Below are 13,928 nucleotides of genomic sequence, written 5' to 3' on the forward strand. Positions count from 1 at the left end.
GGATCTGTCACTTTCAATTTTCATAAATCAAATATAATTACAATAGTTAATTTTAATACTTTATGCAAGTATTTTTTACTAAGTATAACTAATATTTAAAAAAAAAATCACTAAGTAATTATATCATGAAGATGGCAAAAAATAAAACAATATCTTTAAGCTCCCCTTCCTTGTTACACTGCAATCTCACAGATAATTGGTATGACTACCAAAACACCATTGATTCTCCTGGAGAAAGATACTTAATTACTCAAATTTTGCGAATATTAAGCTGACAGCAGCTTTTATGGAGGTGGAGCGATGACGGATAGTAATTTAAGAATAGTTTCCCTGATTCCCGGTGGAACAGAGATTTTAGCGGCACTAGGGTTGGTTAATGCTATTGTGGGGCGATCGCACGAATGTGATTACCCTCCAGAAATTCTCAATCGCCCCGTTTGTACCCAAGCCCGCTTAGACTCCAATGCCTCTAGTAGCCAAATTCATAATGATGTGAATAGTTTATTGCAATCTGCTCTCAGTATTTATGAAATTAAAACAGATGTTTTAGAGCAGTTGCAGCCTACCCACATTCTCACTCAAGATCAGTGCGATGTTTGTGCTGTCAGCCTAGACGAAGTTGAAAAGGCAGTTGCTACACTTGTTGACAGTAAACCGCAGATTATTTCTTTACAACCTAATATTCTTCAAGACGTTTGGGCTGATATTGAGCGAGTCAGCCACGCTTTTGAGGTAGACTCGGTAAAAATCTTAGAAAATTTAGAAGCTCGTGTCAAAATTTGTCAGCAAAGAATCCAAGGACTTTCTTTACACGAACAGCCTACTGTCGCCTGTATAGAGTGGCTCGATCCTTTGATGGTTGCCGCAAATTGGATTCCTGAATTAGTTAACTTGGCAGGAGGACATTCTCTATTTTGTGTTACAGGTCAGCCTTCTCCTATCTTGCCCTGGGAAACACTATTAACAAGTAATCCAGATATCATTGTTTTTATGCCTTGTGGCTTTGATTTAAATCGCACTCGCAAAGAAGCGAATTTGTTAACTCAACGTCCAGAGTGGGAAAAACTGCACGCTACTAAAGCTGGTAGGGTCTACATCACTGATGGCAATTCTTACTTCAATCGTCCAGGGCCGCGACTGGTAGATTCTCTAGAAATTTTGGCTGAAATTTTGCATCCAGAAATTTTTCAATACGGCTATAAAGGAACTGGTTGGGAACTTTTGTAAAGGAGAATTCAGAACTCAGGAGTCAGAATGGGCTAAACCATAGCTATCCGCTAACAGGATGAATTTGAGTAAAACAAAATTTCAACATTTTTCCTTGTTAAAACTCCATCCATGAAGCAATGGAGTATTCTGAATTCTGAATTCTGACTCCTGATTTCCTTTTATGGTGTTTCTTCAGAATCTACCGATGGTTCATTGTTAAAGAACAGCAGACGTGCAGCAAGAATGGCAAATCCGACAGCAGCGATCGCTTTTAACATGCGTGTGGGTAATAATTCAGCTACTGCTCCCCCTGCTAATGCTCCCAATAAGCTTGTCAACAGCAATGCGCCTGCTGCACCAAAAAATACTGCACGCGGAGAATTAGAACGCCCCGAAAGTGCGATCGCTGCTAGCTGACTTTTGTCACCCAATTCTGATAAAAAAACTGTAATAAAGCTCAGTCCTAAAAGATGCCAATCCATATTATTATCAGGGGGAATGGGGAATAGGGGAGTTTTTCTAATGACAAATGACTAATGACTAGTAAATACATCCCAAAACAACATTAGGGAAATTACCAACAACATCACGCCTGCTGATTTTTCTACAGTTTTTGGGCTGAGTCGGTTGGATATCCAACTACCTAAAAGCACACCTAATAAGCTGGTGGTTATCAGTGCCGCCGCCGATCCGATAAATACCACCCACGGCGAATGAGATTGTGCGCTCATTAACAGAGTCGATAGCTGAGTTTTATCTCCAATTTCTGCTAGAAAAATGGTTACAAAAGTTGTACCAAAAACTACTAACACTGATTCCTGCTTTTGAAGACTATCGGCAATTACAGGCTGAACTGGCTGGGCGATCGCAGGAGTTAAGTTAAAATCATTGCTGTCTTCCAGTTCTAGCTCAACCTCAGTCTGAGATATGCCAGAAATCTCCAAAGGTACAGAGTCAAGTTTCATTAGGCAGTAGTTTTGGTTGCTAGGGTCTTTTCATATTTCTATCATTTTCTCATATTTTTGTCATAAATTGCAACTACATACAAAAAAGGAGGGTGGAAGTGTCAAAGGCCAACAGCTTTGTCAAAGCGTAGTATTTCTAAACTGCGATCGCCGTATACTCCTTCTATTTGCTGACGACAGCAGTCAATAGCAAAATTGTTGACTTCTTCAGGTTCAACCCCATACATATCTTGAAAAACTTCTGATTCCACGCGGCAGAAGCGAGGACGATCTGCGTAGATGCGACATTCTCGCGTGGTATGGTCGAAATTAATGCACCATCCATCTTCACCTACCATACTGAGGTAGATTTCTAGTTCTGGTGGAGAGAGATACTCATCCAAATCTGGACGATCTGCTGGTTCGAGATTACAGCAGGCTCCACATTGCTTTACACATTGCCAGGTTGCCATTTTGAATTAGGGAATGGGGAATGGGGATTAGGGACTGAGGACTAGGGAATAGTAAGTTCTAAGCTTGACGCTTTGTGTTCAAAGACCGAAGTTTCGAGTTCTGAGGCTGAGGTTCCTAGTTCAAAGATCGAAGTAATTATCTTTCCTTTAAACTCCCCAGTGCCCAGTTCCCAATTCTCTATTTTACGTTTTTATATCTTTTCTTATAATTTTGTTAAGTAAATTAAATCTAGCAGTCCATAGCCAGATATGATCGATTTCGGGCTTTGTAATTAAGTTATTGAATTTTTTAAGACAATTGAAAGGAGAAAAGGAAAATGTTTGACGCTGTATCTGACTTGTTTAACGCTTTTACCAGTATCAATTGGGAAGTTATCTTCCAATTACTATCTGTGGCGCTAATCGTAATTGCTGGCCCAGCAGTAATCTTTTTGTTGGCATTTCGCAACGGCAATCTATAAGAGTTCTGAGTGATGAGTGCTGACTGAGAGTTAGGAGTGAAAAGTTAGGAATGAAATTTTATTCTCAACTCATACTTATAACTCAGAAATCAGCACTAACAGTGTCACAGTGACAACTGACAAGTTAATTAAGAACTTCTAACTCTTAACTGATAACGCTTGAAGTGCAGCTTGAATAATACTGTCATACTGTGGCTGAGAAATATCAACTTCTTTGGCATTTTGACGATTAATTCCTAGTAGACCGATTATATGTCCTGGCTGCATGACTAACACCTTGCCTTCAGGGTTTTTAATTCTTAATTCTGCCCCAATACCGTTTTTATAGAAACCACAAGTATACTGTCGCTGGTTGTACGCAAAGGTGGTACTTGACGGGATAGGTGGCGAAGCAAAAAACTGTTGAAGCTGAATTGGCAGTCTAACACCGATTAACTCTAGCTCAATGCTGGTGTTACCGTTAAAATAATTTTCTCGCAGTTTGTAAGCTACATCCACTCGCGCTGGTAAGCGGAAGTAGTCGCCCCAACGCCAAGCGATCGCTTTAATTCTATACTCCTGATTATCAATAGTTTGGGCAATTGTCAGTTTAATGTGACCCTTACCAACAATTTTTTGCTCAACCACTTGGACATTAGGTGTCCAGAAGACTGGATCGGGGTTGTCCATACCGCAGGGGTGGAGAGCATTAAGCTGTTGATAAAGCTGCTGATTGATTTGATTGAGACTGACTTCAGCATCAATTTTTAAGAGAGGCTTGAGATGCTGCGGTTCAAGACACTGGTTAGCAAACTCAATCAAACGCGATCGCAACACCTGTAAATTCTCTGCTGGTAAAGAGAATCCCCCAGCGGCTTTGTGTCCGCCAAATTTTCCTAGTAAATCGTGACAATATTCCAAAGCTTCAAACACATGAAACTCTGGAATTGAGCGTGCTGAACCGCGTATATGTTTTTCATCCTCATAAGTACCAATAAATACAGGAACACCATAGCGTTCTACCAAGCGGGAGGCGACGATACCAATAACGCCGTGATGCCAATTGGGTTGAACAACAATTAATACCCGGTCTTGTTGTAGAGATGCAACAAATTCTGCTTCTACATAAGCGATCGCTTCTTGTTCAATTTGCTGACACATCTCCTGGCGAGAGGCGTTGATTTGTTCGCACTGCATTGCTCTTTCCAGCGCTACTCCCATATCATCTGTAGTCAGCATTTCAATAACAGTTTGGGGATTACCAATCCGACCAATAGCATTAATTCGCGGCCCCAAGCGAAACCCGATATCTTCAGGCTTGAGCGATTTTGGATTTTGGATTTTGGATTTTGGATTGGCAATTTTCTCCTCTGCTCCCCTGCTCCCCTGCTCCCCTGCTCCCTCATCCCTCGCCTGCACGCCACCTACCTGAATCAACGCTTGTATCCCAGCTAAGTTGGATTTGGGTAAATGCTGTAAACCACGTTTTACCCAACGGCGATTTACGCCAGTTAACGGGGCTAAATCTGCGATCGTTCCTAGTGTAAATAGTGCTAGCATCGGCTGGATTAATCCCTTAGTCTCCCCTAGCTGTTGTGCTAAAGACACTGCCAAAATGTAGGCAACACCAACACCAGCAACACCCCGATAAGGTGACGATTCGGCTATTAGTTTAGGGTTGAGGATAGCATTAGCTGGGGGTAATTTTTGGGGGATATCGTGATGATCGGTGATAATCACTGCTAAACCAAGTTCTCTAGCTCTAGCGACTGGTTCAAACGCAGAGATACCATTATCGACAGTCAGAATTAGCCCTACACCTTCGCTGTGGAATTCTTCAACTATGCGTTTATTAATACCGTAACCTTCGTGCATCCGGCTGGGAATCGCATAATCTACCTGTGCGCCTAAAGTGTGGAGACTACGCAAAAGTAGAGCAGTGCTAGTCATTCCATCAGCATCATAGTCACCACAAATAGCAATTTTTGTTTGAGAAGCGATCGCATTTTGCAACAACTCCAAACTAATCGCCAAATCTGGGAAATCTTCCAACGGTGAAGGTAAGACTAAAGACTCTGGATTTAAAAATGCTTGTACCTGTTCTGGTGTTTCGATCCCCCGATTAATCAACAACTGGCTGATAATGGGTGAAATATTTGTCAAAACCGCCAGCTTTTGGGCAAATTCTGGTTTTTGTGGATAGATTTGCCAGCGCTGATTAGGTAAGCGCCTGCTAGGTTTTGATAGTTCAGATACAGCTCGGTCTAGCACAATAAAAAGTTAGGAGTTTTTAGTTATGAGTGTCGAATTGAAAGTTGTTTCTTAACTCATAACTAATAACACTATTTGCTATCTAAAACACATTTATTCTGCCATCATCCATAATATATAACGAGCGATCGCCTGGAGAGCGTAAAGTCGGACGGAGTTCCAGCCGCAATGTGCCAAAGTTAGGTTTCGAGACAATTGCTTGTAGTGATAAACCCTTTTCGCTCCAAAATATCAAAGATGTATTTGGTTCTGTACCTTCTATTTGTTCTAAATTTAATTTTTGCCCTGGACTCAAGGAAATTGCATCAGTCCCAGAGGGTTTTTGGATTTTAATCAGGTTAGGTGTGCTATTTATAACTTCAACTCTAATATGTTGCCCAGGGGTAAACTGAATTGGGTGTGACCCACACTTAGAAGCACAAGTTCGAGCTAAAGTATTACTAGGATTATTGATTGATGTCACTAAAACGGTAGCTGCAACTAAAGCAAATGACAAAGGCTTAAACATAATACACAGTATAAGTACTAAACTGAAATATTACTTCAGTTTAGTACTATCAAGCCTCAGCATATTTTCCAGAATTATAACTGTGATATCTTTTTAACCGAAGCGCCCACTGATATAATCCTCAGCTTCTTTGGTTTGAGGAGAACTGAACATTTGCGCTGTAGGATTAAACTCAACTAATTTTCCGCGACGTTTACCATGCTCGTCAATTTCTGTATTGAAGAAAGCCGTGAAATCTGCCACTCTGGAGGCTTGCTGCATATTGTGTGTCACCATAATAATGGTGTATTGCTGCTTGAGTTCTAAGCAGAGTTCTTCGACTTGGCGGCTAGAAATTGGGTCGAGAGCAGAACATGGTTCATCCATTAATAATACATCTGGCTTCATGGCGATCGCACGAGCTATGCAAAGTCGTTGCTGTTGTCCCCCAGATAATGCAGTTCCCTTCTCTTTGAGTTTATCTTTGACTTCATCCCAGATAGCAGCGCGTCTTAGGGAATCTTCCACTAATTCATCAATGTTACCTTTATAACCGTTAGCACGCGGCCCAAAGGAGATATTTTCGTAGATTGACTTCGGGAAAGGATTCGGTCTTTGAAAAACCATTCCGACTTGGCGGCGTAATTTTACAGAATTTATCTTAGGATCGTAAATATTGCGATCGCGGTAATTAAGTCTACCCTCAACCTTAGCTCCCGGGATTAAATCATTCATCCGGTTGAAGCAACGCAGTAAAGTACTTTTACCACATCCTGAAGGCCCAATAAAAGCAATAATTTGTTTATCAGGAATCTTTAGGTAGACATCTAAAAGCGCCAAAAATCCCCCATAAAAGACCTTCACACCTTCAACATTAAAGACACCATTATCTTGGTCGATTGTCGCACTATCTGATTTACTTCTACTGTTGCTATAAGTCATTTGAGTGTTCTCCTAATATTCGTGAATTTATCCAATTAGATATTTAATTACCTAACGTATTGAGAAACGTTGTCTAATATAAATCGCTACACCATTTAAAAGTAAAATCAAGACTAACAACGCAATAATTGTCGCTGCTGCTGCACTAGCAAAACCTGGTTCAGGACGAGTGATATAACTATAGATTTGAATGGGTAATGCCATAAATCTCTGAAACAAACCAGGGTTAAAGGTAAGAAAACCCACAGCACCGACAACAATTAGAGAAGCTGCATCACCAATAGCGCGGGATACAGAGATAATCACCCCTGTCAAAATACCCGGAATGGCATAAGGTATGACATGATTGCTGATAGTTCGCCATTTAGTCACACCTAATCCGTAAGAAGCATTTCTCAGGGAATCTGGGACAGCGCGAATTGCTTCTCTAGCTGTCACAATAATTACTGGTAAAGACAATAAAGATAAAGTTAATGCACCAGAAATCAAAGCGGGGCCAAACCCAAGTAAATAATTGAAAACTCCTAAACCTAGCAATCCATAGACAATAGAAGGCACTCCTGCCAGATTACTGATATTAATCTCAATAATCACTGTCCACCAAGCTTTAGGTGCATACTCTTCTAGATATAAAGCTGCTCCGACACCAATAGGGACAGTCACGAAAATCACAACAATTCCTAAAAGAATGCTGCTGATAATCGCAGGACGAATACCACCTTGGTCAGGAAAACGAGAAGGAGTTTCCGTGAGAAAGCCAGGTGATAAAAATCTGCCTAATCCGTCTCGAAAAATATCAAAAAGTAGCAATGCTAGCACAAATAAGCCAACCAGTAATCCTAACAAAAAAATGACTTCAAATACTTTGCCTAATGTGTCTCTACTTTCAACATTATCGGTAAATTCTGCCGACGAATCTAGAGAATCATCTTGTTGATAACTTGTAGTCATACTTAATTAATCGTATTTTTCTTTAAAGCGATTAGCAACCCAATAGCTAACAATATTCAAAGCTAGGGTAAGTATAAATAGAACAGCGCCTACAGCATATAATGTCTTGAAATTCAGGCTACCACGCGGACTATCTCCACCAGAAATTTGCGCCATGTAAGCTGTCATGGTTTCTACTGATTCCATGAAATTAACAGTTAATCTTGGTTGTTGTCCGGCGGCGATGAGAACAGTCATTGTTTCACCCACAGCGCGAGAAATACCCAAAATAATCGAGGCTATGATTCCAGAAAGTGCAGCGGGTAGAACTACTTTAAAAATGGTTTCCAGTTTAGTAATACCTAAAGCATAAGCTCCTTCTCGCAAGGAACCTGGAACTGCTTTAATAGCATCTAAGCTGATAGAACCAACAGTAGGAGTAATCATTATCCCCATCATTAGCCCTGCACTCAAAGCGTTGAATATTTCCAAAGGTATAAGATTCCGCAGCAATGGTGTAAGGAACAACAGCGCAAAGTAACCATATACTACCGTTGGGATTCCTGCCAAAAGTTCTACTGCTGGACGTAAAATTGCTGCCACTTTGGGTTGAGCATACTCACTCAAATAAATAGCAGAAGATAAACCCAAAGGAATAGCAACCGCCATCGCAATAGCTGTAGTCAAGAAAGTGCCATTAATCAAAGGCCAAACGCCAAAATGTTTATTAGCAAATAGAGGTGTCCATTTAGTATCAAGAAAGAATTGGGCAAAAGATACTTCTTGGAAAAAACTGAATGTCTCCTGAAAGATAATTAGGACAATACCAAAGGTAGTCAAAACCGAAACTAAAGCACAAGCAAATAAAATTGCCGCCACAATCTTTTCTGATATATCTTCAGATGGATTTTTATCCAGTGACTGTCTGGATAATAGATAAGGATCGTCTTGATAATTAGTATTCTGCATAAACAGTTAATTTTTGACTACAATCAGACTACAATGACTCAAACTTTATTTAAATAAAGTTTGTGATTGGTTCACCGGGTTTTGCTTTTTTAAACTTTGTCCCAGTTTCGCCAGTAGCAAATTTTCGTTTTACCTTGACATAAGCTTCATCAGGTAGCGCTACATAACCAACACTATCTACCCACTTCCAGGAATTTTCTAGATAAAAATCTACAAATTCTTTGACTGCTGGCTTAGTATCTAAGGATTTTTTACTGACATAGAGGAAGAGAGGACGAGATAAAGGTGTATAGACATTTTTAATTACATTATCTACTGGAACTGGTTTTTCGCACTTTCCTGTAGGACTTTCTACAGCAACTAAATTCAGTTTTTCTTGATTTTGAATATAGTAAGATATCCCTACATATCCCAAAGCTGTTGCATCACCTGAGACTCCTTGTACGAGAAGGTTTTGATTTTGAGTGGCAGTATAATCTGTACGGCCATTCTTGGCTTTGCCAGTCACAGCTTGAGTCATATAATCGAATGTTCCCGTATCAGAAGATGGAGCATACAACTTCAGATTTTCGTTAGGAAACTTAGAATTAACTTGATTCCATTTCAAAATTTTCCCGTCTGATTTCCCGCCCCAAATTTTACCTAGTTCCTTAATAGTTAAACATTTGGCAAAGTTATTTTGGCGGTTGGCAATCACGGCGATACCATCTAAAGCTACAGGCAACTCGACAAATTTAATATTCTTACTTTGACATTTTTTGATTTCTTCATCTCTAATGGTGCGAGAAGCACCAGCTATATCAATATCGCCATTACAAAATTTACTAAAACCACCACCAGTACCACTTGAGGCAACACTTACTTTCGCTTCCGGTTTGACTTTACCGTATTCTTCTGCAACTGCTAAAGAAATAGGAAAACCTACAACTGCACCATCAATACTTACCTGGCTTTTCTTTTCCTCGCTGCTGCTACAAGCAGTAATAGTGGTGGCAATAATCATTAGAAACGTAATGATAAAGCTATCCTTAAATCTGCTACGAAGGCTCATAAATTATCAATTTAGTAAAATTACTGAACAATTCTTTATGCTTGGCTATCTGCTATTAGACTGAGCAAAAAATATAGATGTCATGCTTTGCTGGCAGCTTGAATTTTGTCAAAAATTGCCCCATCTCCAAAAAACTTTTTCTGGATAATATCCCAGCCGCCTAAATCTTGAGATGTGAATAAAGTTTGAATTGGTTGATATTGCGATGCTACTTCTTGGTTGACAGTAGGATTCACAGGACGATATTGTAATTTAGCAAATTCGCGTTGAGCTTCTGTAGAGTAAAGAAAATCAACAAATGCTTGGGCAATTTGCCTTGTACCGTGTTTATCAACGTTTTTATCAACTAAGGCTACAGGATTATCAATGGAAATATTCACTTGGGGTACAACATAAGGTAATTTATTTCCATTTTTTCCTGCTAAAATTATCTCATTCTCGTAGTTTATTAAGACATCACCCTGATTTTTTTGGAAAAATAAATCGCTAGCTTCACGAGCATCTTTCGTCAGAATAGGAGTATTTTTATAAACTTTGGTTACATAATCTAATGCTGTGGCTTCGTCGCCTCCCTTTAGAGTTACTGAACCCCAAAAAGCCAAGAATTCCCAGATAGCAATACCAGAAGTTTTTGGATTAGCCGCAATCACTTTCACGCCATCTTTTGCTAAGTCTGCCCAAGTATTGATGCCTTTGGGATTGCCTTCGCGGGTAACGATCGCAGCAACCGATCTACTAACAATACCACTTCTCGGAGCTTTGGTTTCCCAACCCGTTTTAATCAAACCTGCAAGAGCAATTTTGTTGACATCCAGAGGAAGTGCCAAATGTACTATATCTGCTTCTTGTGAACCAGCAATCACAGCCGCCGCTTGAGCGCCAGAACCGCCATAACTTTGCTCAAATGTGACGTTTTGATTATGTTCTTGCTTCCACTTTTCTACGAATTTGGGGATTATTTGGTCATGAGCCGCTTTGGTGACAGAGAAAGAAACGAGTTTCAGCTTAACATCATTTTTGCTAGCTGAACTGCTTCCAGAGCAGGAGGCAACTGTGATACTCAAAAAAGCACCTATTAAAAATAGACTCACAAAGCTTTGTAGAGTGTGTCTATTCAACCAATTTCTAATTGTGTGTTGATATGAGAATTGTATGGTCTGCCAAGCTTTCATGACATAAGACTGTATTCTCTCAATGAGTAATTTGCTTAAATGTGTTGATTGTTGCGACTGGCTCATCAGAATCACCCCTAAATCTACGGTATTTGTAGATGAATACCGTAATTAAAAAGATTATAGGATATATAGAATAATATTTATCATCTGGATTCAATTTTTTTTTACAAGTAGCAAAAGTAGGATCTAAACTCTGCGTTCTGCCAAACTCCAAAAAGCTGATTTGTTTACAGCATACATACGTTACTTTTGTATAGAATTGCCCCAATAATTTATTGTTAAGAATTGGGGAAAAGCTAAAAAAGTTTCTCCCTTTTGTCCATAAAAGACTACTAAGAGGTTTTACTACCCAAAACCTGTCCATCTGCGAGTCGGAGAGGGAAAGAATTGAACTTTAAAAAAGTTCGTTGCCTTCACGTAACATTAGTTCATCTGTTGGCTTCGAGAATTCTCAAAAATCGATATAATTCGTAAAATTGATATAAGTAACTTCACTAGTTATTACGTCGTATACTCTACCTCTATTGTTACAACCAGCTTAGGATAGACTAAAAGTACTTTTCGCAAAAAATGGTAGAAAAAATCACAGCTTTGTTTAATGGCAAAGTGTTCTATCCGGCTGAACCGATCGCACTGCCAATCAATACCCGCGTGCGAATTAGTATTGAAATTTTACCGCCAAACGAACATGAAACGGTATCATTTCTGCAAACGGCGCGATCGCTCAACTTAGATGGGCCACCTGACTGGTCTACCAATATAGATAAATACTTGTACAGTAAATAAACTTTCCATGCATTCTGAAGTCTTTCTTGATACATCATTTGCCATTGCTTTATCTGCACCGAGCGATCGCTTGCATGACCGAGCCTTACATCTGGCTAAAATGTTACAAGCAGCAGAAACTCGTTTGGTGACAACACAGGCGGTAATGTTAGAAATTGGCAATGCCTTATCCCAACAACCTTATCGTCAGGCGGCAATCATATTATTAAATTCTCTAGTAGCAGACTCCAACGTAGAAATTGTCCCTCTCTCCCAGGAACTTTACGAACGTGCTTTCGAGCTATATCGGGAACAAACTGAGAAAGAATGGGGATTTGTGGATTGCGTATCTTTTATTGTGATGCAATATAGCGGAATCACTGAAGCCCTGACTGCTGATGAGCATTTTCAACAAGCAGGTTTTCGAGCATTACTACGAGAAAACTTGCCTTCATGATTGGGAATTGGTGATTGGGAATAGAGAATTTACAAATGACTAATGACTAATGACTAATGACAACTAAATATTTCGTTACAATCAGCTTGTGCGTTAGGCATTCAAGAGTTATCAGCCATGAAATTGATTTCCGATCCACCGATTCCTGTAAAAATTCAAAAAATGAAGGAACGGGTGCGGTGGATGCATCCAAGTTTTGTGCAACGGGGAATTGACCAAACCAGTATGGTTATTGACGATGGCAGGGAAGATAGTCCAGAATTTTCCTTTATGGTTATCGGTGATTCTGGTACTCAATCCCATTATCGACACCACCCCCAACGAAAGGTTGCCGAACTGATGCTGACTCACCGCAATGATTGCAGCTTTGTGTTGCACACAGGTGATGTAATCTATGTGGTGGGTTCCCAAGAGTATTATTCAACAAACTTTATTGAGCCTTACCGCGAATTTCTTGTTGGTGGTAACAACCCGAACAGCATTCCTTATGACCGGATGGTGTTTAATCTGCCGTTCTTGCCAGTGCCAGGTAATCATGATTACTACGATGTACCGTTGATGTACCGTTTAGTTACTGGAACAACATCTTCATTACGTCGCCTGTTCCGCTACAAAGATATCGAGATTGGCTGGCATGGATCGTATCAAGGGAATGCTTATGCACGGGCATTTATGGATTATACCCAAGCGATCGCTTCTCCACAAGAATTAGAACGCCATTTAGATCGACATTATACTGCTAAAACTGACACAGGGCGGTGTTTGCGTTACGAACCCGGACAGTTTACTCGTTTACCCAATCGCTATTACACTTTTCGTTATGGCGGGATTGACTTTTTTGCACTAGATTCTAATACCTTTAATACACCATCACCTTTACCTGCAACTCAAGAGGGGGAAATTTATCGCCAGGAATTGCAAAAGCGCCGCCAGGAAATAGGTCGAGAAGAATTGCAGATTTTGGAAATATGCGATCGCCTCAACCCGGATAAACCCGCCGAAGCAGAACAACTTGATGAACTTACCGCCAAATTAGACCAAATAGACGAGATCAAAATCGATATTGAAAAACAATTGGCATCTGAGAAAATGCCTGAGATCGATTTTGAACAGCTTGAATGGTTGCGAAGCAGACTTATTGAATCTTGGAACACCTCCGAAGTGCGCGGACGTGTAATCTTTTTCCACCATCCGCCTTATGTCACTGAGGCTACTAAGTGGAATCAGGCACAAACCTTAGCGGTTCGCCACCGTTTGCGCTGGGTGTTTGAACAAGTGGCAGAAACTCTTGGTTCTCTAATTAAAGAACGTCCCATAGTCGATTTGATTTTAAATGGTCACGCTCACTGTTTGGAGCATCTTTGCACAACTGATACCGGATTTGCTGACTCTCACATTAACTGCATTATCTCTGGTGGTAGTGGTCATCGTCCCCGCTATCAACGGCGAAAGGGAACTGAATTGATGGAGACTTTTACCGAAATTGCAGGTAAACCCACTCGGAAAGTTGCGGATTCAATGCTTTTTGTGGGCCGTCACGACTACAATTCTCAGAACCGCTTGCCTTATTCATGCGTGCGAATTGATGTTTTGGATGGTAGCCCACCCAAGTTTGTTATCAGACCATTGGTTACTGAACGGGTTGAAGATGAGTGGTGTAACCGTGAACTTGAACCTTTTGTGATTTAAACGGGATGCGATCGCGTCTTCATTATCGATCGGTTCGGCTATAGTTATGGTTTTTGCAAGCATTTATATCTTAATCTGGAATAGAGTTTTGATAATTTCGGATTATGGCAGGACATAGTAAATGGG

General features: G+C 40.3%; 15 protein-coding genes. 5 read left to right on the forward strand and 10 right to left on the reverse strand.

Features of this window, described 5'->3' with window-relative positions:
• Window positions 1–300: 300 nt before the first annotated feature.
• A complete protein-coding gene (locus V7K42_RS13810) occupies window positions 301–1,227 on the forward strand; it encodes a cobalamin-binding protein (RefSeq protein WP_334917014.1) in 927 nt (308 codons plus the stop codon).
• Between the two features lie 161 nt (window positions 1,228–1,388).
• On the opposite strand, the gene V7K42_RS13815 is transcribed toward V7K42_RS13810, so the two are convergent.
• From V7K42_RS13815 to V7K42_RS13825, 3 genes are all read right to left on the reverse strand, one after another.
• Window positions 1,389–1,691: a TMEM165/GDT1 family protein gene (locus tag V7K42_RS13815; RefSeq protein ID WP_334917015.1), complete on the reverse strand. Its 303-nt coding sequence runs from the start codon at window positions 1,689–1,691 to the stop codon at window positions 1,389–1,391.
• Window positions 1,692–1,742: 51 nt separating this feature from the next.
• Window positions 1,743–2,174, reverse strand: coding sequence for a TMEM165/GDT1 family protein (locus tag V7K42_RS13820; protein ID WP_334917017.1), 432 nt, complete (start codon window positions 2,172–2,174; stop codon window positions 1,743–1,745).
• 101 nt (window positions 2,175–2,275) lie between these two features.
• Window positions 2,276–2,626 carry a YkgJ family cysteine cluster protein gene (locus V7K42_RS13825; protein WP_334917019.1) on the reverse strand — a complete coding sequence of 117 codons (351 nt, stop codon included), beginning with the start codon at window positions 2,624–2,626 and terminating at the stop codon, window positions 2,276–2,278.
• 317 nt (window positions 2,627–2,943) lie between these two features.
• Between V7K42_RS13825 and psb30 the strand changes: the two genes are divergently transcribed.
• On the forward strand, window positions 2,944–3,087 hold the full coding sequence (gene psb30 / locus V7K42_RS13830) for a photosystem II reaction center protein Ycf12/Psb30 (protein ID WP_190939758.1): 144 nt from the start codon (window positions 2,944–2,946) through the stop codon (window positions 3,085–3,087).
• A 138-nt stretch (window positions 3,088–3,225) separates the two neighbouring features.
• On the opposite strand, the gene V7K42_RS13835 is transcribed toward psb30, so the two are convergent.
• The 7 genes from V7K42_RS13835 to V7K42_RS13865 form a co-directional block, all read right to left on the reverse strand.
• Window positions 3,226–5,337 (reverse strand): single-stranded-DNA-specific exonuclease RecJ, encoded by a 2,112-nt coding sequence (locus V7K42_RS13835; RefSeq protein ID WP_334917021.1) that lies wholly within the window; start codon window positions 5,335–5,337, stop codon window positions 3,226–3,228.
• A gap of 82 nt (window positions 5,338–5,419) precedes the next feature.
• On the reverse strand, window positions 5,420–5,845 hold the full coding sequence (locus V7K42_RS13840) for a hypothetical protein (protein ID WP_334917023.1): 426 nt from the start codon (window positions 5,843–5,845) through the stop codon (window positions 5,420–5,422).
• 93 nt (window positions 5,846–5,938) lie between these two features.
• Window positions 5,939–6,766 (reverse strand): phosphate ABC transporter ATP-binding protein PstB, encoded by an 828-nt coding sequence (gene pstB, locus V7K42_RS13845; protein ID WP_334917025.1) that lies wholly within the window; start codon window positions 6,764–6,766, stop codon window positions 5,939–5,941.
• 51 nt (window positions 6,767–6,817) lie between these two features.
• Window positions 6,818–7,717, reverse strand: a complete 900-nt coding sequence (gene pstA, locus V7K42_RS13850) for a phosphate ABC transporter permease PstA (RefSeq protein ID WP_334917026.1) — start codon at window positions 7,715–7,717, stop codon at window positions 6,818–6,820.
• Between the two features lie 6 nt (window positions 7,718–7,723).
• Complete coding sequence (gene pstC, locus V7K42_RS13855) at window positions 7,724–8,665, reverse strand: phosphate ABC transporter permease subunit PstC (RefSeq protein ID WP_334917028.1); 942 nt, start codon at window positions 8,663–8,665, stop codon at window positions 7,724–7,726.
• Between the two features lie 49 nt (window positions 8,666–8,714).
• Complete coding sequence (locus V7K42_RS13860) at window positions 8,715–9,716, reverse strand: PstS family phosphate ABC transporter substrate-binding protein (RefSeq protein ID WP_334917030.1); 1,002 nt, start codon at window positions 9,714–9,716, stop codon at window positions 8,715–8,717.
• An 80-nt stretch (window positions 9,717–9,796) separates the two neighbouring features.
• Window positions 9,797–10,954, reverse strand: a complete 1,158-nt coding sequence (locus V7K42_RS13865; protein WP_334917032.1) for a sulfate ABC transporter substrate-binding protein — start codon at window positions 10,952–10,954, stop codon at window positions 9,797–9,799.
• Window positions 10,955–11,461: 507 nt separating this feature from the next.
• Between V7K42_RS13865 and V7K42_RS13870 the strand changes: the two genes are divergently transcribed.
• The 3 genes from V7K42_RS13870 (at window position 11,462) to V7K42_RS13880 (ending at window position 13,802) form a co-directional block, all read left to right on the forward strand.
• Complete coding sequence (locus V7K42_RS13870) at window positions 11,462–11,677, forward strand: hypothetical protein (protein ID WP_334917034.1); 216 nt, start codon at window positions 11,462–11,464, stop codon at window positions 11,675–11,677.
• Between the two features lie 7 nt (window positions 11,678–11,684).
• Entirely contained in the window at window positions 11,685–12,113 is a 429-nt protein-coding gene (locus tag V7K42_RS13875) for a type II toxin-antitoxin system VapC family toxin (RefSeq protein WP_334917036.1), read from the forward strand.
• A gap of 117 nt (window positions 12,114–12,230) precedes the next feature.
• On the forward strand, window positions 12,231–13,802 hold the full coding sequence (locus tag V7K42_RS13880) for a metallophosphoesterase family protein (RefSeq protein WP_334917038.1): 1,572 nt from the start codon (window positions 12,231–12,233) through the stop codon (window positions 13,800–13,802).
• The last annotated feature ends 126 nt before the right edge of the window (window positions 13,803–13,928 follow it).

It is taken from the genome of Nostoc sp., from assembly GCF_036917455.1.
GTDB lineage: Bacteria > Cyanobacteriota > Cyanobacteriia > Cyanobacteriales > Nostocaceae > Nostoc.

What these genes read in the sequence shown, in the direction of transcription:
- V7K42_RS13810 (WP_334917014.1), top strand. Translation starts at nt 301, where the DNA reads ATGACGGATAGTAATTTAAGAATAGTTTCCCTGATTCCCGGTGGAACA.
- V7K42_RS13815 (WP_334917015.1), bottom strand. Translation starts at nt 1,691, where the DNA reads ATGGATTGGCATCTTTTAGGACTGAGCTTTATTACAGTTTTTTTATCA.
- V7K42_RS13820 (WP_334917017.1), bottom strand. Translation starts at nt 2,174, where the DNA reads ATGAAACTTGACTCTGTACCTTTGGAGATTTCTGGCATATCTCAGACT.
- V7K42_RS13825 (WP_334917019.1), bottom strand. Translation starts at nt 2,626, where the DNA reads ATGGCAACCTGGCAATGTGTAAAGCAATGTGGAGCCTGCTGTAATCTC.
- psb30 (WP_190939758.1), top strand. Translation starts at nt 2,944, where the DNA reads ATGTTTGACGCTGTATCTGACTTGTTTAACGCTTTTACCAGTATCAAT.
- V7K42_RS13840 (WP_334917023.1), bottom strand. Translation starts at nt 5,845, where the DNA reads ATGTTTAAGCCTTTGTCATTTGCTTTAGTTGCAGCTACCGTTTTAGTG.
- pstB (WP_334917025.1), bottom strand. Translation starts at nt 6,766, where the DNA reads ATGACTTATAGCAACAGTAGAAGTAAATCAGATAGTGCGACAATCGAC.
- pstA (WP_334917026.1), bottom strand. Translation starts at nt 7,717, where the DNA reads ATGACTACAAGTTATCAACAAGATGATTCTCTAGATTCGTCGGCAGAA.
- pstC (WP_334917028.1), bottom strand. Translation starts at nt 8,665, where the DNA reads ATGCAGAATACTAATTATCAAGACGATCCTTATCTATTATCCAGACAG.
- V7K42_RS13860 (WP_334917030.1), bottom strand. Translation starts at nt 9,716, where the DNA reads ATGAGCCTTCGTAGCAGATTTAAGGATAGCTTTATCATTACGTTTCTA.
- V7K42_RS13865 (WP_334917032.1), bottom strand. Translation starts at nt 10,954, where the DNA reads ATGAGCCAGTCGCAACAATCAACACATTTAAGCAAATTACTCATTGAG.
- V7K42_RS13870 (WP_334917034.1), top strand. Translation starts at nt 11,462, where the DNA reads ATGGTAGAAAAAATCACAGCTTTGTTTAATGGCAAAGTGTTCTATCCG.
- V7K42_RS13875 (WP_334917036.1), top strand. Translation starts at nt 11,685, where the DNA reads ATGCATTCTGAAGTCTTTCTTGATACATCATTTGCCATTGCTTTATCT.
- V7K42_RS13880 (WP_334917038.1), top strand. Translation starts at nt 12,231, where the DNA reads ATGAAATTGATTTCCGATCCACCGATTCCTGTAAAAATTCAAAAAATG.